At 47.7% G+C, this 22,857-nt stretch carries 19 protein-coding genes and 1 pseudogene; 11 read left to right on the top strand and 9 right to left on the bottom strand.

All coding sequences use genetic code 11. The annotated features are described in order from the left end of the window. Positions 1-120: 120 nt before the first annotated feature. The gene (locus tag BBD42_RS05760) at positions 121-654 is read left to right on the top strand and encodes an isochorismatase family protein (protein WP_099521485.1); all 534 of its coding nucleotides are present in this window, start codon (positions 121-123) and stop codon (positions 652-654) included. A gap of 389 nt (positions 655-1,043) precedes the next feature. Here the strand turns inward: BBD42_RS05760 and BBD42_RS05755 are convergent, their stop codons facing one another. Beyond that, the gene (locus BBD42_RS05755) at positions 1,044-1,430 is read right to left on the bottom strand and encodes a hypothetical protein (protein ID WP_099517384.1); all 387 of its coding nucleotides are present in this window, start codon (positions 1,428-1,430) and stop codon (positions 1,044-1,046) included. Positions 1,431-1,591: 161 nt separating this feature from the next. On the opposite strand from BBD42_RS05755, the gene BBD42_RS05750 reads away from it, so the two are divergent. After that, positions 1,592-3,556: an AraC family transcriptional regulator gene (locus BBD42_RS05750; protein ID WP_099517383.1), complete on the top strand. Its 1,965-nt coding sequence runs from the start codon at positions 1,592-1,594 to the stop codon at positions 3,554-3,556. A 78-nt stretch (positions 3,557-3,634) separates the two neighbouring features. On the opposite strand, the gene BBD42_RS05745 is transcribed toward BBD42_RS05750, so the two are convergent. The 3 genes from BBD42_RS05745 to BBD42_RS05735 all read right to left on the bottom strand — a co-directional run bounded on the left by BBD42_RS05745 (position 3,635) and on the right by BBD42_RS05735 (position 5,594). Further along, entirely contained in the window at positions 3,635-4,030 is a 396-nt protein-coding gene (locus BBD42_RS05745; RefSeq protein ID WP_099517382.1) for a hypothetical protein, read from the bottom strand. Between the two features lie 43 nt (positions 4,031-4,073). Continuing rightward, entirely contained in the window at positions 4,074-4,712 is a 639-nt protein-coding gene (locus tag BBD42_RS05740) for a hypothetical protein (RefSeq protein WP_099517381.1), read from the bottom strand. Positions 4,713-4,826: 114 nt separating this feature from the next. Further along, positions 4,827-5,594: an MBL fold metallo-hydrolase gene (locus BBD42_RS05735; protein ID WP_237163386.1), complete on the bottom strand. Its 768-nt coding sequence runs from the start codon at positions 5,592-5,594 to the stop codon at positions 4,827-4,829. 169 nt (positions 5,595-5,763) lie between these two features. On the opposite strand from BBD42_RS05735, the gene BBD42_RS05730 reads away from it, so the two are divergent. Continuing rightward, positions 5,764-6,357 carry a TetR/AcrR family transcriptional regulator gene (locus tag BBD42_RS05730; RefSeq protein ID WP_099517380.1) on the top strand — a complete coding sequence of 198 codons (594 nt, stop codon included), beginning with the start codon at positions 5,764-5,766 and terminating at the stop codon, positions 6,355-6,357. A 178-nt stretch (positions 6,358-6,535) separates the two neighbouring features. On the opposite strand, the gene BBD42_RS05725 is transcribed toward BBD42_RS05730, so the two are convergent. The 3 genes from BBD42_RS05725 to BBD42_RS05715 all read right to left on the bottom strand — a co-directional run bounded on the left by BBD42_RS05725 (position 6,536) and on the right by BBD42_RS05715 (position 9,652). Continuing rightward, complete coding sequence (locus tag BBD42_RS05725; protein WP_099517379.1) at positions 6,536-7,882, bottom strand: Ig-like domain-containing protein; 1,347 nt, start codon at positions 7,880-7,882, stop codon at positions 6,536-6,538. 226 nt (positions 7,883-8,108) lie between these two features. After that, a complete protein-coding gene (locus BBD42_RS05720; protein ID WP_099517378.1) occupies positions 8,109-8,417 on the bottom strand; it encodes a hypothetical protein in 309 nt (102 codons plus the stop codon). A gap of 38 nt (positions 8,418-8,455) precedes the next feature. Beyond that, positions 8,456-9,652 (bottom strand): MFS transporter, encoded by a 1,197-nt coding sequence (locus tag BBD42_RS05715; RefSeq protein ID WP_099517377.1) that lies wholly within the window; start codon positions 9,650-9,652, stop codon positions 8,456-8,458. Between the two features lie 442 nt (positions 9,653-10,094). On the opposite strand from BBD42_RS05715, the gene BBD42_RS05710 reads away from it, so the two are divergent. After that, a complete protein-coding gene (locus tag BBD42_RS05710; protein WP_099517376.1) occupies positions 10,095-10,664 on the top strand; it encodes a nitroreductase family protein in 570 nt (189 codons plus the stop codon). Between the two features lie 62 nt (positions 10,665-10,726). On the opposite strand, the gene BBD42_RS05705 is transcribed toward BBD42_RS05710, so the two are convergent. Then, positions 10,727-11,296: a C40 family peptidase gene (locus BBD42_RS05705; RefSeq protein ID WP_056031469.1), complete on the bottom strand. Its 570-nt coding sequence runs from the start codon at positions 11,294-11,296 to the stop codon at positions 10,727-10,729. Positions 11,297-11,614: 318 nt separating this feature from the next. Between BBD42_RS05705 and BBD42_RS32810 the strand changes: the two are divergent. The 5 genes and pseudogenes from BBD42_RS32810 to BBD42_RS05685 all read left to right on the top strand — a co-directional run. Further along, positions 11,615-12,163, top strand: a pseudogene (locus BBD42_RS32810) (LamG-like jellyroll fold domain-containing protein); the annotation flags it as partial. Positions 12,164-12,394: 231 nt separating this feature from the next. Continuing rightward, complete coding sequence (locus BBD42_RS32805) at positions 12,395-13,771, top strand: pectate lyase family protein (RefSeq protein ID WP_481855966.1); 1,377 nt, start codon at positions 12,395-12,397, stop codon at positions 13,769-13,771. A gap of 204 nt (positions 13,772-13,975) precedes the next feature. Next, positions 13,976-15,622: an ABC transporter substrate-binding protein gene (locus BBD42_RS05695; RefSeq protein ID WP_099517375.1), complete on the top strand. Its 1,647-nt coding sequence runs from the start codon at positions 13,976-13,978 to the stop codon at positions 15,620-15,622. A 218-nt stretch (positions 15,623-15,840) separates the two neighbouring features. Continuing rightward, positions 15,841-16,860 carry an ABC transporter substrate-binding protein gene (locus tag BBD42_RS05690; protein WP_099517374.1) on the top strand — a complete coding sequence of 340 codons (1,020 nt, stop codon included), beginning with the start codon at positions 15,841-15,843 and terminating at the stop codon, positions 16,858-16,860. A 5-nt stretch (positions 16,861-16,865) separates the two neighbouring features. Beyond that, positions 16,866-17,612, top strand: a complete 747-nt coding sequence (locus BBD42_RS05685) for a hypothetical protein (protein WP_099517373.1) — start codon at positions 16,866-16,868, stop codon at positions 17,610-17,612. A 123-nt stretch (positions 17,613-17,735) separates the two neighbouring features. Here the strand turns inward: BBD42_RS05685 and BBD42_RS05680 are convergent, their stop codons facing one another. Beyond that, entirely contained in the window at positions 17,736-19,499 is a 1,764-nt protein-coding gene (locus tag BBD42_RS05680; protein WP_172455406.1) for an AraC family transcriptional regulator, read from the bottom strand. Positions 19,500-19,913: 414 nt separating this feature from the next. Between BBD42_RS05680 and BBD42_RS05675 the strand changes: the two genes are divergently transcribed. Together BBD42_RS05675 and BBD42_RS05670 are read left to right on the top strand one after the other, a co-directional pair. Beyond that, positions 19,914-21,992 carry a pectate lyase family protein gene (locus BBD42_RS05675; RefSeq protein WP_099517371.1) on the top strand — a complete coding sequence of 693 codons (2,079 nt, stop codon included), beginning with the start codon at positions 19,914-19,916 and terminating at the stop codon, positions 21,990-21,992. Positions 21,993-22,137: 145 nt separating this feature from the next. Continuing rightward, on the top strand, positions 22,138-22,710 hold the full coding sequence (locus BBD42_RS05670) for a TetR/AcrR family transcriptional regulator (protein WP_099517370.1): 573 nt from the start codon (positions 22,138-22,140) through the stop codon (positions 22,708-22,710). Positions 22,711-22,857 lie beyond the last annotated feature (147 nt).

The following is a 22,857-nucleotide window of genomic DNA, read 5'->3' as shown; positions in this document are numbered from 1 at the left end:
TTGAAATCGCTCCGGCTAGGCATGGAAGACATTCAGCGTTCTTATGGCGAGTTATATTTGATTATTGAGGAAATAAGGGTGGAGAAAAGTGGAAGTGAAATAGACCAGGAGGGAAGCGGGATGAAACAAGCATTAATCGTTATTGATGTGCAGGAGGCTTTTTTTAACTTGCCGGAAAACTACCTATATGAAAAAGAGAACTTGGTGCTCCGCATCAACCAATGGATTGCGGCTGCACGAAGGGCAGAAGTTCCGGTGATTTTTATCCAGCATACGGATTATACCCATGAAGAGGATGAATTTTATGTCGGCTCACCAGATTGGCAGTTGTATCACGGACTGGACATCAGGTCAGAGGATGCGGTTATCCGAAAGACGACATGGGATTCGTTCCACAACACCGAATTGCCTGTTGTTTTGGAGGGGAAATCGATTGAACAGCTTATTTTTGCCGGAGCACAAACCGAATTTTGCTTGGATACAACGATACGAGCCGCGTACAGCCGTGGCTATAAGTCTAATATTTTGGCGAAAAATAGCCATAGCACACTTGCGAACGCTGTGCTGACCGCTCCCCAAATCATTGAGCATCACGAGCACATATGGAATGGAAGGTTTGTCACGATTCGAGGATTGGATGAGCGTGTATTTTGACTCTAGCTCACGAAATTCTGGAAACTCGCTCCTTTTTGTGAGGACTGAGTTTCCGCTATTGTGGCTTGTTCTACGTTTTCAGGCTGCAAGCGGACAGGAAAGACGTTATCGCCCTCATTATCCCGTCGAAATGTTCAATTCCAGCGCATTAGCGGCTCCTGTGTCCGCAGGTAGTGTCTCAACACGTGATTCTGTGATATAGCGCCTTCTGAGTCCGCCAAGCCAATCTTTGTGGAGAGAGTATTGCGTTAACCCTGCAACCAAGAACATTGAGCGGCTGTTCGGATGTATATTCTACCTTTTTATGGGATTAAACCAGTTTTTCCACTGGTTGAGGCCATACATTTGACGTTGGATTTGACCTGTCTCTGCCTCTATCTCGTTTAAAACTACGCACTAGATTGTACTCGCTCTATCTCATAGCCCATTTCCTGCATGGCGGCAAGCCCGTCCTCGATGACAACCGTCTTTGATCCGTCCCACCAACCCCTGCTTAAACCATATAAGATCCACTCCCGAACCCGCCTTGGATGATTGAGATTGTAAACCTCATCAGGCATGTTGTTACGACTATTAGCCAATATAAAGCCCGAATTCAGCGGACACCCAGCGATAGGATCATCCCATGTGCGGATGCGAATGTGCAAAGGGTTGATTTTTGATTCCTTTAGAAAAATTTTCAATTCATGAACACATGTCTGGCCTTCCACGCGCATTAACAGCGTATATTTATAGTCTACCCCTTCAATTGCTATACTGCGCAGCTTGTTCGACAATTTGATCACCTGCTTGTGAGTATTTAACTAACGACTACATCCATATTCTAATATGCCTTGCAGCCGAATGGAAATGCTGCCTTTTTCATATTAACAATTACATTGAGAATAATTATCACTTATAATGAGAAGGAAACGTTCGAACAAGGAGAGACAGCAGCATGAAGCTAGACGAATATACGACGATATGGAACCATACCGCAGTCAAAATTTCTGATATTCGCCATATAAAAATGACCGCTGATGAAGTAATGGAAGGCTACCGCCTGCCCTCCAGCTGTTTTCTATATAGTACACGCGGTTGTGCAAGTGTGATGCTGGATAGCGTCACCTATCAGGCCGAACCTTTTTTCCTGCTCCATGGAGCAAAAGGAATGCGGCTGAATATCGGCACAAATGAACCCTTCGAGTATTACCTGCTGTTTTACCGGACAACGCTCGTATTTTCGCGCTGGAAGGAAATTGGCAGGCTGCTGGAGCGCAGCAATCCTTTTAATATCCAATACGGTTTCCAGCCCGGCGAGCCGTTGGGGCTTTATAACTGTCTATGCGAATTGGAGCGTACATGGGTGGCGGGGGAGAAGCTGGGCAGATTGCAGGCGACGGGTCTGTTCTATCAGTTCATTCATGAGCTGCTGTGGCAGTTGAAGTCGGAGGAGAAAAATCTCGCAAAAACCGATTTTGTCACGAGCGCCACTCGCTATTTGCATGATTATTACCACGACAGCATAACGCTTCAGTCGCTCGCGGAGCGGCTGAATTATAGCGTTCGCCATTTGGCAGTCAGCTTCAAGCAGCAAATCGGTGTCAGTCCCATTGAATATTTAATCCGCATTAGAATCAGCCATGCCTGCAGACTGCTGGTGGAGACAGATGCTTCGCTGCGCGATATTGCCTCACAGGTGGGTTATCCCGATGTTTATTATTTTAGTCGTATTTTCAAAAAACAGACCGGCTTGTCGCCCGCACGCTATCAGGCTAAAGAACGCCAGCAGCGAGCAGCAAAGGATCGTCCATTTATTTTATCAGAATGGTACATTGGGCTAAGCAAACCGCTGCGTTATAATAAATACGGTGATGATAATCATTATCAATATATCGCTGGAGGGTCTACTTACATGAAAAGAAATTCAAAATCAGCCATACTGCTTAGTATGCTGATTTGCTTAACTATGCTGCTCAGCGCCTGTATGACGGGCGGTGCCAATGGTGGCAGCACAGCTGCGAATACTGCTGCCGTTGCTGCATCCGCTACGCCAATAGCATCGGCCGATACCGCCGCGGCAAGCGAGGCCGCGACAAGAATCATCTCTACAGAAATAGGGGACGTCGAAGTTCCTGTAAATCCGAAACGGGTAGTTGTCATGTATTTAATTGGTGACGTTGCAGCTTTGGGCATTAAGCCGGTCGGTATTTCTGAAATTTATGAGGGTGCTGCGTTTACAGATCAACTGTCTGAAGCAGATTCTTTAGGGCCAGAATATGAGGTGAATCCAGAAGCGGTTATGGCGCTGGAGCCGGACCTTATCATCGTAGCAACTGAATTTACTTATAATAAGCTCAAATCGATCGCTCCGACGGTGTATGTGCCTTATGACAAGCTGAATACCGAGCAGCGTATTGAAATGCTCGGCACAGTATTTGGCAAGGAGAAGGAAGCGAAGGAGCTGCTGGAGCAGTTCCAAGAGAAGGTGGAAGTGAGTAAACAAAGGCTGCAGGAAGCAGGCGTAATGGACAAAACCGTCACTATTATGGAGGGCGGCGCCAAGGATATGTTTGTGACTGAGACAACGCATTTCGGAAGAGGCTCCCAAGTGCTGTATGAGTATTTGGGCATGAAGGCGCCCGAGGTTATACAGAAAAATATGAATTCCTCCCAGACAGAGGCTGGAAAGTCGGTTTCGATGGAGCTGCTTCCAGAGTATGCTGGCGATTATATCGTTCGTACTTCATGGGAAGGCATGGACGACCTGTCGAGCAACAATATTTGGAATAGCATAGAGGCAGTCAAGGCGGGGCGTGTCATTGAAGCAGAATTTGGTCTGTTCTTCTACACCGATCCCTTGTCCCTTGGCAAGCAGCTTGAATTGCTGACGGAAAAGCTGCTGGAAACAGCGGACAAGTAGAGGGAACAGAGACTGTGAGACGAATCTGCCTCGGCTAATCGAGGTAGATTCGAATTTGCAGGCGTCCATTCAGGCCGTTTACAAATTTCCGTAAATCACAATTTCATCAGCCTGCTCCATCACCTCGCGAACCCAGGCGGTGAACGAATGGATGAAGGCAAGCTGGCCCGGGTCTTCTGCCGATAGGGCATCGAGTTCCTGCACGACCTGTTGCCAGACCGCTTTTGGAATTGGATTATCCCAGCAAGGGTCAAAAGCGTCATAAACCTCGCCTGTGCGTGCGTCAGCAAGCGGGTATTTTTGTTTGATGAATGGCAGCATATCACTGAAATCTTCATCATAAATAAAAATGCGATTATTGTCTGGTGCCGCTTCGCCATAACGGATGGGGCTGAAAGAATAACCGATGCCATTTTTAGGCCCTGTGTAACGATATTTCATGGTGCGGATTGTTTCCGCCTTCTTATTGCTCATGGCTCCTTCGGCCCCCCTATCCCAGATTTTATAGATATCCCGCTTATTTGCCGCTCATTTTTTCCAAAGCATCCGGATAAATAATCGAGTCAAAAATGGTATCCGTACCCTCGGCCTGAATGTTAATGGTGACCTTGAGCTCTTCGGGAGCTACGCCAGCAATTGCTTGATAAGACATTGCCGCCGCTCCAATGCCAAAATTCGCAATTGCATCGAAGCTGTTTTTGTAAGCTTTTTGATCCACGATAAATGTAAACTCTGAGAAAGCTTTGTTATGCTTGACATCCTTAATAAATGCCAAATAGTTCCCGCTTTTTAGATCCTCTATCGCTTGCAGCATGCCTTTTCCTGCTTTTTTCATCAATTCTTTATGAGCAGCTTTCGGCATTCTAAAAGTGACGGAACCGTCAGCGTTTTTAGTGATTTCGTCCACGCCGCTCTTTTGCGCATCAGCCGTTATACTGTCCATATCCTGGTCTTTAAACATGGAGGCTGGCATCGTAAATTCGGTATGAAGCAGCCCTTTATCGACCTCGATAGATTGTGATTGCTCGTTTGTGTCCGCAGCTTGCTCAGCTTTCGTAGCTTCTGCTTGTTGATGATTTGTAGATGCTTGGGAACATCCGGCAAGTGACAAACATACGATTAGTGCAGCCGCTCCATAAATATGTATTTTCTTCAAAAATGGTACCCCCATATTTATTCGGTTAATGTAAATCATTGGTATTATACCATAAAGCTGAGGTAGAGAAGAGCTCTGCTAGATTAATGCAAGCTGATTGGAGCGGATGAAAGGCTAGAATGCAATAACCTCTCCATCCTCAGGAATAAACACTTCATTGTCCAGGCCTTGTTCCTTCAGGAAGATTTTAAGCTGCTGGCGCTTGAGTGTACAATGGCTAATCGCATCCATGTGAACAGCGACGAGCCGCGTAGCTGGCGAAACCTTGCGAATACGCAGGATATCTCCCGCCGTCATCGTAATAGTTGTCCCCAATAGCAGCTGTGCGCGAGCGGTATGCAAAATCGCAATATCTGGCTGGTTCTCCCTGAATGTCTCTTCAATCGCAGGCGTATACACGCAATCACTTACCAAATAAATAGAACCATCCGCTGCTGTTCTTAGAATGAACCCGGATACAGGGCCAAGCAGCTTGGTGAAGACACCACGGGCGTGCTGCCCTTTAACCCTTATTAGCTGTATGCCGCCCCATTCCAACGAGTTGCCAATGGCTTGTACGTTGAGGAAGCCGGCAGTCTGCAAGAAGTTCTGATCTTCCGGCTGGCAAAATACGGGGAGTTGCTTGTTTAACACCGAGATCGCTTTTTTATCCATATGATCAAAATGTCGATGGGTTAACAATACAGCATCCATGTCCTCAAAAAAAGGAAGGGGAACGGGCAGCGGGGTTAACGGATTTCTGCGCAATGTCCAAGTGAAAGGAACAGGCGGAAGCTCGTCGACGTCACTTAACATCGGATCGACAAGTATTTTTTTGCCGTTTATCGTGATGACCAAAGTGGCGTGGCGAATATGTTGGATTGAAATTGAAATGGGAAGCACCTCCAAATAGTACCGATCGGTCTGTTTTTAAATTAACATACTTTTGGAGTGCCATCAAGCTCCTATTCCTCTTGTGTTAGGGTGCGAATTTGCATCTAACAAGTTGATCACGGCAGAAGAGTATGCTATTTTAAGACCAATCGGTACTTTTCTGGAAAGAGGGCTGGATATGCGCAAGGGACAAATGACGAAGGAACATATCATTCGCCAGTCAGCTGGCCTGTTTAATACGAAGGGGTATGCGGGCACGTCGTTGTCGGAAATTATGGAGCGCTGCAATGTCCGCAAGGGCGGCCTCTATAACCATTTTGAAAATAAGGATGAAATCGCGCTGGCAGCTTTTGATTATTCCTTTATGCAATTAAAGAGTTTGCTGGTGGATGCCATCTCGAAGAAAGCTTCCCCCACAGATCAACTGCTGGAAATATGCGATGTCTATGTAGCGTTGATTGAACAGGATGCTTGTGAAGGCGGATGCCCCATTCTAAATACTGCGGTGGAAAATGACGACGGTCACCCGCTGCTCAAGCAAAAGGCGCAGCTTGCCATGAAAGAGCTGATGACCGAGCTTGGGAATATCGTCAGGGAAGGGATGGGTAGACAAGAGTTTCGCAGCGATCTGGATGTCGAAGCAGCATGCAGTGTAGTCATCGGGCTAATAGAAGGCGGAGTCATGATGAGTAAATTATTTGATGATGCTAAATATATTCGGCATTGTGCGGAGCAAGCGAAGGCTTATATAAAGGAACGAATCGTTGCTTAAATGTAGTCGTGGCTTGTCTTCTTAACCTCTCACCCTCCCGCCCAATGAAGGCGGATTGCGGCAAATTGAAATAGGAAGCTAATTTTCAAAAAAAAGAGCCAATGCCGCGTTTGACCGCGAGCATTGGCTTTTGTTCTATTGTGCTTTTATCAAGCTTCAATCATCTCATATTTAATGTTTAATGAGGTTGATAAATTTGATAAGCAAAGTGGTAAAGCGTCGTTTCATTAGAACTCAAAACCGCATTATTGGAGCTGAACTGGATCGGAATAATATCAAAGTAGTGGTAGGAAACCCAGTTATCATAGCCATAAAGTCCAACACCCGGCTGGATGCTGGAGATGGAAGCAGTGAATCCTCCGCTGGAATTAGTAGTGGTAGTAGCCGTATAAAGCAGATTGTTTAGGACCGTTCTGATGCTCACGGTAATAGGGACATTAGCAGCTGCATTTCCGCTTGAATCTCTAGCTGATCCCGTCACGGTAATATAGTTTTGAATGCGATATTTATTCCCATACCCATAGGTCATATAGCCTGACACGTTAGGGTCGGAGGTAATGTTTGATACCGTGACTGCCGCAGCCGCATTGCTCACGCTGAAGGTGTATGGCTGTGAAGCATTAAACGAAGATGTGCTTAATACTCTAAAATAATAAGTGCCGGCACTCATGTTGTAGGTTCCACTTGTATTTTGATTAATGGTAGCCAGTTGATTTAGGTTCTGGTTATAGATGTTGACCTGATAGTTTGTGCCAGCTGCTGGATTGTTAAAGGATATCGTGTACTGCTTAGCTGTGCTGACCGTGAATTTGATCCAGTCCTCGTCAAAAGCGTTGTCGATGGTCTGGCTGACGGTGAATGCGCTTGTTTTTGCTTTGGCATACACATAGTTGTCATCAGGCTCGGCACTGTCATAAACAGAGGATTGAACGACTGTAAAATAGAATGGATTGCTTGCATCATAGCCTGCCACCGTATTGACGGCCAAATAATAGATGCCCGCTGGAGCGATCCGGCTTACTTGCTCGTCCATTTGCGGACCGTAAACCGAATAATATTCCTCTACCAATTGCAAGGTATCTAAATCTAAGCGGAATAAGTGCAAATCATAATCGACAGCTGCGGATTGCACCGTTTGTAAAAAAGCGGTCAGCTTGCTCGGCGCAGTCGTTTGAAAGTTAAACCACTTCTGCCCGCCGGCTTGGTCAATATAATCAAAATAGACTTGGCCTGTATTGATCGTATAGGCGTTGCCAGGATCGGTATTGTATACCGCCTGAGTGACGGAGTCTAGGGAGCGCTGTTGCAGGCTTTGTGTCGAACTAGAGATGTCTGAAGATGCAGGCAACGCTTCTGTAAGGTCAAGCTTGCTGCTTTCCGGAATGTCGAAGGATGGCAATTGTGTGCTGCTGGTTGTCAGACTTACCTCGGGAATGGCCTGGGCATTCGCGCTCGGTGTGAAGGAAAACCCGCCAAATACCGCCGTAACTAGTAGAGAAACCGCCAATAAAAGCCGCTTGAACATGGTAAACTCTCCTTTTTCTTCTAGTAGACTACGAATATAATCATTACATATTTATCTATTTTTTACAATTGTATTTTTGTGAACCTTTTGTCAAAATTTATATAATGAACAAATGTAAATAGCGAAAGTAGCGAAAATAGGCATAAAAAATAGCCCCGACGTCCACGTTGTTGTTGTGGTGGGGGCTATATTTGCATGAAGTAATCGTTTGGAGTTGGCTCGAAAACTACTCGTTTACGATGTCAGCGATCAGCTCGCTTGCAACCTCAATGACTTTAGGAATGACCACATCGTTCGTGCCGGAAACGTAAATATCGCCCTCATAATGCCGGAAGGGGATCGAAGCTTCTCCGCAGCTCCACATAAAGAAATCGCCTTCTATAGACATCGTGGTAGCGCCTTTAACGGTAAACACCGATGTATACGAAAAATCAGGCTTCGACGCAAAATATTGTTTGCATTCCTCCAAAGAAATCGTCAGCGCTGTCGAGTTGTTATTTTGCAAGGCTCTAGTAATGCGATAGCGTTTGTTCATTGAAATACCTCCAATTTTAAAGTGTTGATTGGCTTTTTTTATTTGATTGTTTTGCGTTCCGCCATATAAGTTGCAAGCCCAAGCACCAGCGCCAGTCCCACAAGCACAGCTCCAACCCATGGCAGTGCGTTTAAGGACAGATGAGTGATGGCCCAGCCGCCAATAAAAGCGCCAACAGCATTGCCGAGATTGCCGGCAGAGTGGCTCGAGGTCGAGGCGAGAGCAGGAGCGGCTTTGGCAAGGCTCATAATTCGAACCTGCAGCCCCGGCATAACCGCGAAGGAGCCGGCTCCCCAGAGAAAAATCGTCACGATGGCCGCAACTGGACTATGAATCGTAAAGGTCAGGATAGCCAAAATGACGGATATGGCCGCATAAAGCCCTAAAATGGCGGGCATCAGCTTCCAGTCGGCAAGCTTCCCGCCGACAATGTTGCCGAGCGTTACGCCGCAGCCGAAAAGAACTAAAATCCACGTTACGCTGTGCTCAGCAAAGCCCGTAACCTGCGTAAGCAGCGGCGTAATATAAGTGAAGACGGCGAATAGTCCGGAATTGCCGAGTGCGCATATTAGCAGGAATACAAGGAGCTTCGGTCTTGCAAGAGCGGCAAGCTGTTGAACGATGCTTGCTGTTTGTTCCTGCTTGATTTTTGGAATGAAGACCAATATGCCTGCCAAGGCGATGACGCCCATGATGGCAATGGCTCCGAATGAGGCTCGCCAGCCCATATTTTGTCCGATAAAGGTACCGAGAGGAACACCAATAATATTGGCAATCGTCAGTCCGGCCATCATAATCGATACGGCCCCGGCCCGTTTGTTCGGCGGTACGAGATTGGAGGCAATTACGGCTCCAACCCCGAAAAAAGTCCCATGCGTCAACGCAGTAATGACCCGTGCGCCCATCAGGACGGCATAGCTTGGGGCAAAGACCGAAATGACATTGCCGACAATAAATAAAACCATCAGCAGACATAACAGCCGCTTTTGCGGAATCTGTTGGGTGAGCATAGTCAATATCGGGGCACCGATAGCTACCCCAAGGGCATACATCGTAATCAGCTGTCCGGCAGCCGAGATGCTGACATGTAAATCTGTAGCGACATTAGGCAGAAGCCCCATGATGACAAACTCCGTCATGCCGATGGCAAAAGCGCCAACCGTAAGAGAGAGAATCGAGACCGGGAACGGTTCCTTGGCGGCCCGTTTCTGGCTTAAACGTTGAGATAACTCCATGATGTAAAAGACAACCTTTCTGCTGTGCAAAATAAATCGCTAATCGCTACGATATGTATCCAAGCAATTAGACCTATTCCATCATTATTTCGGTTTTTGGGCGCAATATCAAGCTATTTATTAATGGCATTACATAAAATTTATATTGTAGTTGAGAATTATTCTCGATAGAATAGAGAGGCAGATAGATCAGGGCTTTTTCGGAAGGTGAAACGATGGATATAGAGCAGCATGTTAGGCTGTGGAATCAGGCTTCTATAAAAATATTAGAACTGAAGTTTGGAAAAGCTTGAAGGCTGTTCAAAATAACCATGTCCATTTGGTGGACTATGGCCTATGGTTTCAAGGTCCTGGCGGCCCAATCGGCCAAACGAAAATTATTGAAGAAACGGTTCAATTTCTTACCCAATAAAGAGCGGTGAGCAGAGGAGGAGGATGCGAGATGGCAATATCGGCAATTGAGCAGCTCATTCGCGAAAGAAGAACGATACGTCAATTTAACGATCGGACGTTGGCGAAGGAAACGGTCATTGCTCTGTTGGATGCGGCTGTATGGGCTCCGGTTCATTCACGCAAGGAGCCTTGGCGATTCATTTTATTCATGGGAGCTGGAAGGCAGCAGTTTTCAGATGCGGTGCTGCATACGTTCTCGGAGGACGAGCGGGAAAAATGGGGACAGAAGCTGCAGCTTGATTATTGCGAACGCATGCAAGCCCATTTGCTCATCGTCATAGAGGCTGACGCTAAACAACGGGAATGGGAGGATGCTGTTGGCGCAGGCTCCGCGCTTATTCAAAATATCCAGCTGCTGGCATGGGAGCAGGGAATCGGTGTCGTATGGAAGACGAATGAATATAATTTCGACCTGGATTTTTGCAGGCTTACGGGCGTAAAGCCAGGCGAACGAATTATTGGCACGCTGCATCTTGGCTATTTTGATCCCGATAAGAAGCCTAAGCCTCGACCTCGTACACCTGTTGGGGAACTGCTAACCTGCATTACAGGGGAATAAAAGAAAGTTTAGTCCAGCTTTCGAAAAAAAGTAAGGGATCCCGACTTCTTCCGGGATCCCTTCTATGCCGTGCGGAACGAGCCTGCCGCGGCCATGCTGTTCTGACAGCCCACATATGAATTCAGATGCCCATGATACACCAATTCCAGCTTGGGCGTATGCTGGAGATCGCCAGGCGTTACGAGCAGCGGCGACTTGTCGATCAGAATCATCCCGCTTTGCTGGAACATCGTCGCCACGAATTGTGAGCAGAAGTATGAATTTTTGCGCTCCCATTCGATATTGAACAGAATGCCTAACATGCCGACCAAATTGTAGCTATACAAATCTTGATTTTGCTCAAAATGCTGAACCTGATTTCTCAGATTAGCATAAACTACCGGGCTCACCGTGCATCGATAAAGGGCGCACATCGACTCGCCGAAAAACTCGCTGCTCACGTCTTCCCGGACGAATCCTCCGAAGAACGGATTGTTCGGATTTTTCCTGCCGAAGCTGTACACTTCGCGTAGGTCCGAATCAAAAGCGATCGAAGCGTGATTCAGCGGATCCTTCGTAAACGTTCGGATAATCCTTGTGAAGAGGGTCCCCGTATCTGTCAGAAGCACATAAATCTCTTTTTCTATACTCATCCCACATGACCCCCACATTAAAGATCTTTTGTCTGATATTAACTTTAATACAGGAGAGAATGCTGCGGAACCTTCTGAGGTAATAGACGATCCCCGACCATTGTCTAGTTTCATTAGGGGCATGCGTGATTACACTCGCCTCCACACTTCATTGTATTCAGGCAAAGGATGAATGGGTAGGGCAGCTCAGTGGGATAGTCGCCAAAGCCGGGAATGAAATGAATTCCCTTATTTTGGGTCTTAAAGACTATTTAAATATTTCCAAAATTTCCGATATTTATATAGGTTATAAATCTACTATCGGAAAGAGGAGTAAGAATGAAATTGGATTATTTTTTAAAGAGGAATGTGATTTTGGCTTTGTGTGCAGCGCTTGTGCTTTCGCTTTGCTATGTTTATCCGGCAAACGCAGCTGCGCTAATGGAAGACACTTTTGATGCAGGTGCTGGCAATTGGACACCTTCTAGCGGAAGCTGGTCTGTCGTTAATGAGAAAGGCAATAAAGCCTATTTCCAGTCTGGCACAAGCGAAGGGCGTGCGGTTGCTGGCAGCCAGTCATGGAGCGATTATTCGGTTGAGGCTGACGTACAGGTTGTCGATTTTAATGGATCGACGAGAACCTATGTGGCAGGCCGTTATATAGATGGCAATAACTTTTATGCGGCATCGCTGTACAATAGCAACGGCGGTGCGCTGGAAATTAGAAAGAAAGTGAATGGTTCGACAACGACGTTAGCTAGCAAAGCGGGTTATGCTTTAGAGGCTGGCGTATGGTATAAGGTAAAGCTCGAAATGAGCGGAACGACAATCAACATGTATGTAGACGGCAAGCTGGAGCTGTCGGCTGCCGATACCAGCTTGGCGGCGGGTGCCGCGGGACTCGTTACGTTTAAGTCCATCGCCAAGTTCGATAATGTGAAGATTGCAGATAGCTCGCCAGATGCAACGCATCCATCAACCGAGCCGACTGTGGCGCCAACACCAGTTCCGACGCCTGCTCCGACAGCAGTGCCGTCAAACGAGCCATCGACTAAACCGTCAATTGAACCAACGGCGACACCAACGGCGATACCGTCTTCAACCCCATCGGTTGAACCGATACCTGTGCCAACGCTCGTTCCTTCACCGCCAGCAGGAAAGGCAGGCCAGTACAATTTGGCAGGCTTTGCGCAGGGCAGCACGGGTGGGGGCATGATTTCAGAAACGGATTCCCGTTATATGAAAGTGTATGATGCCAAGGATCTTGCTCTTGCGCTAAAGAAAGGGTCGGGATATAAGGTCATTGAAATTATGAACGATCTTGACTTGGGGTGGAATGAGATTCCGAAAGAGGCCCAAACATCGCCTTTCGCTGCCCATAATAGCGCATTAACGCACCCGGTTTTAATGGAAACGGGAATCAGCAAGGTGACGGTTGATGATTTCAACGATTTGACGATCTTCTCGGCGAAGGGGGCAACGATTAAGCATGCCGCTTTTACCTTCAAAAGAAGCACGAATGTCATCATTCGCAATCTTGAATTTGACGAGCTGTGGGAATGGGATGAAGCGACGAAAGGCAATTACGATAAAAATGACTGGGACTATATAACGGTGGAAAACAGCAGCAACATATGGATTGACCACTGTACGTTCCACAAAGCTTATGATGGTCTTGTCGATGTGAAAAAAGGCAGCACGGGCGTCACGATTTCCTGGTCCTCCTTCCTGGCTGATGACCAAAGTGCTAACAGCTGGGTCACCAAGCAAATCAATGCGATGGAGGCGAATAAATCGGATTATCCGATGTACGCTTTTTTAAGAAGCAGCTCGGTTGGGTTAAGCAAAGAAGATATTATTGCCATCGCATCCAGCCAAAAGAAGGGCCATCTGATTGGGGCTACTGAATTCGCCAGCGATAACGCCGCGCTTGAAGTGACGCTTCATCACAATTATTATCAAGACGTGCAGGATCGGATGCCGCGTCTGCGGGGCGGCAATGTCCATGTCTATAACATCGTGATGGACAGCGCAGGAGCAAGAAGCTCCAAAAAACGGCTGACCTCGTCCATGGAGAAGGCGATTTCCGGCAAAGGCTATCATTTTGGAATTACAAGCAACGGTGCGATTTCGACCGAGGGTGGGGCCGTGCTCGTTGAGAAATCTGTCATCATTGATGTCACGTATCCGCTCCGCAATAATCAGGCAGATGCAGGCGATTCCACCTATACGGGAAAAATTGCGGCACTCGACACGATCTACTCACTCGATGGAGCGACGTTCAGAGGGGACAGCAGTTCTGCCAAAAGCCCGCTTTCACCTGTGCCGGCAGCTATTAAGCCTTTTGCTTGGAACGGACTCAAATCGCTTCCATATAGCTATACTCCAGATGACCCAGCCGCTTTAAAAGCAAGACTTGTCGCGGCTGACGGATCGGGTGCAGGCAAGCTTTCGTGGTCCAAAGCGAATTGGCTTCAAACGAGCTATAAGTCTTAAGCTAAAGCTTAAGTTTTTGCAATCTGCATGAAACGTTATATATAAAGAACAGGAATAAGGCTGTCGCCAACTGCGGATATTTAACCTGCGGCTTGGCGGCAGCTTTCTATTTTTACCCGCGAGGGGGAGGGTTGTATTTCTTATCGCTGCTCGTTCCTATAAAATAATAAGCATAAAGCGGAAGAGAAAAAGGTGGCGAGCAGGATGTCCGATTATGAATACGCTTCGCAAGCAGGCGAATATGAGCGGCTGGACAACATGTGGTTCAAGCTTAGAGGGGTCGAAAAAAACGATAGCAGCTCGGGAAGCTGGTCGTTTCGGCTGCAATTCATCGAATCGCATATGCTGCTGCTTGCTGCATCCGGCAGAGGCTGGATTACTGTAGACGGGCGGTATTCGGAGCTAAGGGCAGGCAGTGCCTTTGTTTGTATGCCTGGCCAACTAGTCGAGGCATTTCTAGACGTTTCGGGCGAGCGTGGACTTTATGTTGTGCGCTTTGATGTGTTTGAGCAGCCCGAAACGTCGGAGCGGCAAACGCAGAACGAGCCGCAGCCCCAAAATCTGCGGTTTCCCGTCGAAGGAGAAGTCGTGGTAACCTCCATGATCGAATGGAGTGCACTTTGCGAGGCTATGGGCCATACGATAAAAAGCGGCAATCGCTTGCAGCGAATGCGCGGTCAAATTCAATTTTATGAGCTGCTGTACAGCCTGCTGCGAGATGGCAAGCGCATATTGGATACGGAGTCCGAGGCCGCAATGGAGCGTGCCAAGTTATATATCGAGCAGCATTACCGCGAGGAGCTGACCATTGAGCTATTGGCGAGGGAGGCCGGCATTAGCTCGCGGCATTTTATCCGGCTGTTTAAGCAAACCTATGGCTGGAGCGCCATTGAATATTTGGCAAGATATCGCATTAGGCAAGCCCAAGAGCTGATGAAGCCCGACTCGGAATACCAGCTTAAAGATATCGCCAGCTATGTCGGCTATCAGGATGAGCTTTATTTTCGGCGCAAATTCAAAAAAATAACGGGCACGCCGCCTGCTGCATATATGAAAAATGCTAAAAAAAGAATCGTAGCCTATCATGCCAACATGATCGGACATTTGCTGGCGCTGCATATTACGCCTCATGCGGCTCCAGCCGATCATCCATGGACCGAATATTACCGTCGAAAATACGACACCGATTCGGTTCTGCCCTTAGCGCAGGATGATGATGTGAAAATAGAGCAGATACGCAGTACGAACCCGGACTACATCATCGGGCTTAAAGCATTTACAAGCGCGGAAGCAGAGAAGAAGCTGGAAGAGCTGGCATCAACTTATTTGATGCCATGGCTGGAGCATGATTGGCGAATGCAGCTAACATTGCTTGCCCAGTGGCTGGACAAGTCCTCGGAAGCGGAAGCTTGGCTCGATCAGTACGAGCGAAAAACACGTGCTGTGCGGGAGCAGGTGAAGAAGGCATGGGGCAACGATCGTCTGCTCATTGCCCGAATATCGGGGCATGCGATTACCATTTTGGGCAGCAGAAGCTTGGGCGAGGTGTTTTATGACGATCTCCAAATTGCGCCAGCGGCAGGCATCATGCTAGATCAGCCCGAGCATCAATGGACGCTAGAAAAACTGCTGCATACGGATGCGGATAGGCTTCTGCTCATTGTAGATGACGATGCAAAGGCGCAAGCAGCCTGGCAGGAGCTGCGGCAATCAGAGGCGTGGGGGCAGCTGAAGGCAGTCAGAAATAGGCGGATCGACCAGCTTCCTTCTTATCCATGGACCGAATATACAGCGTTCACGCAGGATTTGGTTTTGGACGAGGTGTTAAAGCTTTGGCGTAATCGTGCATAAAATGTTGGCGAGATCGTCGATAGGCGAGGAGGAAAGTATCCGTTATACTCCTAACAGTGATATTGATTCTCATTTTAAAAATATAGGCAAGGATATGATTTTTCCATCCTTCCCTATATTTCAACGCGAAACGCTAGCTTTGCCGCCAGAGGACAGCGACAGGCGTTTACGCTTGATGAGAAATGAAATATATCGACCGCTCAGGAGGGTACAGAAAAATGAAACAATCGAAGACAGCATTATCGCTAATCATGATCGCGCTGGTGGCGCTTGTGATGGCTGCATGCTCGGGGAACAATGGACAAGGCAATACGACAGCAGCAGCTTCACCATCAGCATCGCCAGAGGCGAGCAATTCGTCCAGCGAGCCAAGTGCCACGGCAGCGGATAGCGTCCGTACGGTAGCTAGCGAGAAGGGCGATATTACGATTCCGGCAAATCCCAGCCGAGTGATTGGGCTTTCCGTTGTGTATCCGGAATTTCTGCAAGCTTTGGGCGTTACGCCAATTGCCGTGCAAAATTATCACCCGGAGTTTCCGTCTTATTTGGAGGATGCATTCAAAAATACAATTAAAATGGGCATCGCCGAAACGCCTGATTTTGAGAAAATATTAGCCGCTGAGCCTGATCTGATTATCGCACCCGTATGGTGGTCGGACAAAGATTACGATCAGCTTGCGAAGATCGCACCGACGGTGCTGCTGCCGCAGCGCGATGACTGGCGTGATGAGCTGAAGGATATCGCTGGCGTGTTAGGCAAGCCAGAGGCTGCGGATAAAGTCATTCAAGATTTAGAGGATCAGGAATTGGCAGCCAAAGAGAAGCTGGATACTCTCGTTGGCGACGAAACCGTCATGTATATGATGATTATGCCGAAAGGCATCGTTCTTTATAGTGAAAACATTGATCGCGGCAGCTTTATTCATAAGACGCTGGGACTTAAGCCAATCGCGAACTTCCCGCAGAGCGAGCAGTCGCTCACGATATCGCTTGAGAAGCTGCCGGAATACAACCCCGATCATATCATTGTGCAGTTGGACGACGAGAGCAATGCCGTCATTCAAAAAGCTTACAAGGATATGCTCGAAAGCTCATTATGGAAAAACATGACGGCAGTGAAGAAAAATCAAGTGTACATGATGGGCGGAAAAGAATGGTTCAGCCTTGGCATGTCCCCGCTGGCAAATAGCTATGCCATAAATGCTGTTCTTCAGGCTTTCGAAAATAAAGGCAAATAGAGGCGATGCCATTATCGGAGAAGTTTTTTATTACTTCGAAGACAGCAGAGGACATCGTACTGAGCTTTTCGCTTGAGGAATTGAGCGAGCCGCAAAACGCCGAGCTTCTGCTCCGAGCATACGCCCCGATGATTGGAACCGGGGAAAAACGCGTAGCCGCAGCTTTGTTTTGCAGCTGGTACGCAGGCGTTTGTGGAGCCATGCACAGCATGCTCGCCGCCGCAGATCGTAGAGCCGCAGCTTTGCGGATGACGAATATGTCGGTGCAGCTCAGTCTAATGGATGGAATGCCGCTCTTTTCCTTTCGTGTTTATGAGGGCTGGAGTGAGACTATTCCCGCCACGCCTTCTGCCCAGGAGCCTGCTGGAAATGCTCAAGCTGCGCTGGCGATTTTCTATAGGGATGAAGTGAGGCCGATTATTGCGGCGCTTTCGCAGGCATCACAAACCCAAGCTGCCTTGCTGTGGAAGCAGATATATACTTCTCTCTATGGCTATATGGAAGATGAAGCTATGGAGCCGGAGGATGAGGAGAGCCAGGCAGCAGTCCGCGAGCGCTTCAGGCGCTGGACCTGGGACATGGAGCCGGAAAGTTTCGGGCTGAGCCGCAATCCTTTCCGCATAACGCCGAAATTTATGGCGCATCCGACTGAACCTGGGCAGATGATGGCTGTGAAGGCGATCTGCTGTCTGGCTTATAAGCTTGAGGCGGAGTTTGGTTATTGCTGCAATTGCCCGATCGCTCAGAGGTAGAAAAATACACAGAAGAAGGTCTGCATCCTCCATTATTGGGAGGGCGCAGACCTTCTTTGATTAGGCGTCACAAGCAATGGGGGATGGATATTGCCCCGATTAGGCTTGCAGCGTCTTCATATATTATTGAGCCAACAGCTTGGGAAGCTCGTCCAGCAGCATATCACTAGTCAGCATGTCCTCGTAATTCCATTTTGTCTCGACAAAAGTGACTTTTCCGCTCTTGACGGCAGGGAGCGATTTCCAAAGGGATGTTTCCAGCAGTTCAGCAAAGGAGGCTTCCGCATCTTCATTGTGTGGATACAAGATGAATAGGCGGTCCCCGATGAGCATGTCGTGCATGAGCTCTTTTGAAACCTCAATATAGGGAGAGCCAGCGGCCGGTTCAAGCTCCTTTACCCGCTCAGACATTTGGTAGCCTGATTGCTGATACAATAAAGAGGCAAGACCGCCGGTTTTCATCAAATACATATCTTTGCTCCAATAATAAATTAACACGACCGCTGTTTCGCCTTCAGTAAGCTTTCCTGCCTTATGCAGCTCACTCCACATGTTCTCAGCTTTAGCATCATAATCGGCAAGCAGCTGCTTGGCCTCGGCTTGTTTGCCGACGATTTCTCCAATGATGGGGAGGCGCTCGGCTAATGGCAGGCTTTGATCAAAAACGACGGTCGGCGATATTTTTGATACTTCTTCGTACTGTTTATCTAAAACATAACCGAGCATCGTCAGATCGGGAGCCAAGTCTACAAGAGCTTCAAAATTGGTTGGAAAACCAATATCCTGCGCCTTGGTCTGTTCTTTGTCCAAATAGACGGATTCATCAATAAACCGGCGATCAACGCCGATGGGCTGAATGCCTAGCGCCAGCAGATCGCCGATTGAATTGCCTTGGAGTACAACGCGCTTTGGACTTTCGGGAAGCTGCACCTCATGCCCCTGACTGTCTGTATATACGCTTGGAGCAGGTTCAGCATTCGTTTGGCTTGCAGCCGGACTATTGTTCTGCGTCTGGGTGGAGGCAGCAGGGCTGGTACTGGAAGCTATGGAATTAGCAGCTCCACTGCCGCTGGAGCAGGCGCTGAGCATTAAGGCTAGACATAACAGCACGGTTGCTCCCATGGAGGTTTTGGTTCCTTTGTACATCGTGAATTCCCCTTCTTCGACATATTGATAATCATTATCATGTTCCATATCAATATAACGTCGAAACCCCCGTGCTGCATCAGACAATCTAAGCATAAGCGTAGGACGATCTGCTTCTTGCCGGCTGCTGCCAGCCTGTGCTTTGAAGCTTCCGGGTGTTACACCGGTCGTCTTTTTGAAAATACGTATGAAATAAGATAAATCCGGGTATCCCACGCTGCTGGAAATTTCTTGGAGCGAAGCTTCTGAATGAAGCAGCAGCTCCTTCGCCTTATCCACACGAGTTAGAATTAGAAAATCAATTAAGCTGTAGCCAGTCTTATTTTTAAACTGCTTGGACACATAAGGGGCGCTATAATTCAACAATCGGGCGATGGATGCGAGTGTAATCGGCGTGCTATAGCATTCACGAATATGCCGGATGACCTGCTCCACAAGGTCAGGCTGAATGGCCTGTTTGCCTTGCATTTGCAATTGCTGTTCCACCTCGTAGATGAACTGATAAAACAAGGCTTTGACATGAATACGCTGTAGGGAATGAGTTTCATGCCACCGCTGCTGCATCGTCTTCGCCAAATGAAGCAGCACAACCGGATCATGGGGAGCGAATTCATATTGTCTATGAAAAGGACTTTTATTATCCGCAAGCTTTCGAATAAATGGAGCCGTCAGGAGCGGCAGCGAAGCTTTATAAAGAATGAGATAATATTCTAATGGTTCCTTAATTCCATCTATGTCCAAGAGGCTGCCCTTGCCGCTGTGCAGAATATGGAAACGGTCCGCCTGAAGCTCCTTTCCGTCAAGCCTAAAACGTGCCGTACCGCGAACCATATATATAAAAGCGGGTGATGGAAGCCGGTAGGCATTTAAATAGCCCCCAACTCCTATATGCTGATGGCGAATATCGTTCAGCCGGATATGCGCATGATGCCAGAGTAATAAATAGTCGTCATCCTACAAAACAACGGCTCGCCTCCTTTCTATCAGGCATTTAAATGATAACTGTTATCAATTATAACATTTCCTTGAATAGTAGTGGCGATGTGTTTAGCTGTTTGGTTCCGCTTTTATTAGGTCTTCGAGACTATTCAAATTTTACCATTAATTACTATAATTAGAATGTAATCTACTACAATATGGAAGGAGCGTTTTGAGATGAATGATTTTATAAAGCGGAATTTGGTGTTCGTATTATGTTTAACGCTTGTCTTGTCAGCTGGAACAATCGGCTTTGTTTATCCGGCAAGCGCAGCGACGCTATTGGAGGACAGCTTTGATGGAGGAGCAGGCAATTGGACATCCACTAGTGGAAGCTGGTCCGTCGTTCAAGACAGCGGCAATGCGGTTTATTCCCAAACGGGCACAAGCGAAGGCCGCACTTCTGCTGGCAGCCAGACATGGACCGATTATGCGGTGGAGGCTGATGTTAAGATCGTTGATTTTAATGGATCGACTAGAACGTATGTTGCAGGCAGATACGTGGATGGCAATAATTTTTATGCAGCATCCTTGTATAACAGCAGTGGGGGCACGCTTGAAATCAGGAAAAAAGTAAGCGGTTCCACAACAACTATCGCGAGCAAAACGAATTTTGGCCTGGCAACGGGGGTGTGGTATAAGGTGAAGCTCGAATTGAGTGGAACATCCATCAAGCTTTATGTAAACGGCCAGCTGGAGCTTTCGGCTACGGATTCCAGCCTGGCAGCGGGTGCTGCGGGTTTGGTTACTTTTAAATCTATTGCTAAGTTCGATAATGTAAGCGTTACCAATTCGACTTCGGTGCCATCGACACCTTCGCCGACAGTGGCTCCAACCCCGACTCCGACGGCGCAGCCAACGACTGCTCCATCCACTAGCCCCACTACTGCTCCAACGCCGACACCATCGCCTTCTCCAACATCTGGGACGACCAGCGAATATCAACTAACTGGTTTTTCCATAGGCAACACTGGGGGAGGCAGCATCGCCGAAACCGATTCCCAATATATAAAAGTTTATAATGCAACAGATCTAGCCGCTGCGCTAAAGAAAGGCTCAGGCTATAAGGTCGTCGAAATCATGAACGATCTCGATCTTGGCTGGAACGAAATTCCGGCGGCAGCGAAAGTCTCGCCGTTCGCCTCTCACAACAGCGCATTGACGCACCCGGTTCTGCTTAATACGGGCGTTAGCAAAATTACAGTGGACGGCTTTACGAACCTGACGATTTTCTCCGCCAACGGCGCGAAGATCAAGCATGCTGCATTTACCTTCAAGAGAAGCACGAATGTCATCATTCGCAATCTCGAATTTGACGAGCTTTGGGAATGGGATGAAGCAACCAAGGGCGATTACGACAAAAATGACTGGGATTATATCACAATCGAAGAAAGCAGCAAGTTTTGGATCGATCACTGTACGTTCCACAAGGCCTATGACGGACTGGTTGATGTGAAAAAAGGAAGCAATGGCGTCACCATTTCATGGTCCTCCTTCTTAGGCGATGACGGCAGCGCGGGCAGCTGGGTCACCCAGCAAATTAATGCGCTCGAAGCGAATCAGTCGGCTTATCCGATGTACGCTTTCTTAAGAAGCAGCGCGGTAGGGCTGAGCAAGGATGATATTATTGCGGTTGCTGCCAGCCAGAAGAAAGGGCATCTAGTGGGCTCGACTGAATTCGCCAGCGACAATGCGGCGCTAGAAGTGACGCTGCATCACAACTATTATCAGGATCAGCAGGACCGAATGCCTCGTCTGCGGGCTGGAAACGCCCATGCCTACAATATCGTCATGGACAGCGCAGGCGCTTGGAATGCCAGATCACGGATTACATCGGCGATGGAGACAGCCATTTCCGGCAATGGCTATCATTTTGGCGTAACGAGCAATGGAGCAATTTCCACAGAAAATGGCGCTGTGCTGGTGGAGAAATCAGTCATTATTGATGTTTATTACCCGCTTCGCAACAATCAGAAGGATGCCAGTCTCCCTGACTATACAGGGAAAATCGCGGCTATAGATACGATCTATTCGCTGGACGGAACAACCTTTAGAGGAAATAGCGATACAGCGGGAAGCCCGCTTTCTCCAGTTCCAGCAGCGATCAAGCCTTTTTCCTGGAACGGATTCACAACGCTTCCTTATAGCTATACGGCTGATGATCCAGCGACATTAAAAGCAAGGCTCATGGCTGCAAATGGCGCGGGTGCGGGCAAGCTGTCGTGGGCTAAAGCGAACTGGCTACAAACGAGCTAGGCATCCTGCTTTGGCAGCAGCAGCTGCTGCAGTAGGCTTGGAGGAAAGAGCAAAGGGGATTATAACCGCCTTTGCTCTTTCCTATGTTTATTTCAGTTTGCCAATCGTTCACTTAAATGTATAATGATTATTCGAGGTGATGACGATGGCAAGATCAAAGGAATTTGAAATTAATGAAGTATTAGATAAAGCCATACAGCTATTCTGGGCACAAGGGTACGAGAAAACTTCAATGAATGAATTGGTTAACTTTATGGGCATTCATCGTAGAAGTATTTATGATACATTTGGGGATAAGCATGCCTTGTTTATAAAAGCTCTCGAACGATATGAAGCTAAGCAAACGAATAAAATGAAATTTTTGGTTGAAAAGCGAACGCCGGTAAAGGAAATCATTCGGGAATTGTTTGAAGCGACAATAAAAAATGAAGGGGAACCTCTTGGGTGTTTTCTCGTAAATTCAGGCGTGGAACTGGGCGTGTTGGACCCAGAGGTTGCATCCCTGGTGGATGAGAGTTATTCACGGACTGAGGAATTGTTGACTAGCCTTGTTCTGCAGGGCCAGCAATCGGGTGAGATCAAGGCTGGCCTTGAACCTGAAATGATTTCTCATTATTTAATGAATGCGTGGTTGGGGCTGCGTACGCTGGTCAAGACAACATCGGATCAACAAAAATTCAATAATATTATTGCTATGACACTGTCCGTTTTAGATTAAAAGGGTCATGCCAATATGACGGGCAAAAGGAATCATCTTAATGGAAGCTGGTTTGTTTCTGTGATACAAGATCCCTCTTGTCCCTCTAGTGCAAGAAAGAGCTTGTATCTTATGCCTTGAGCAAGCTAAAGAATGCCGCTCCACAAG

Source organism: Paenibacillus sp. BIHB 4019, from assembly GCF_002741035.1.
Taxonomy (GTDB): domain Bacteria; phylum Bacillota; class Bacilli; order Paenibacillales; family Paenibacillaceae; genus Pristimantibacillus.
Note: the sequence above shows the minus strand (reverse complement) of the source record. Positions and strands in the feature narration are given on the sequence as shown.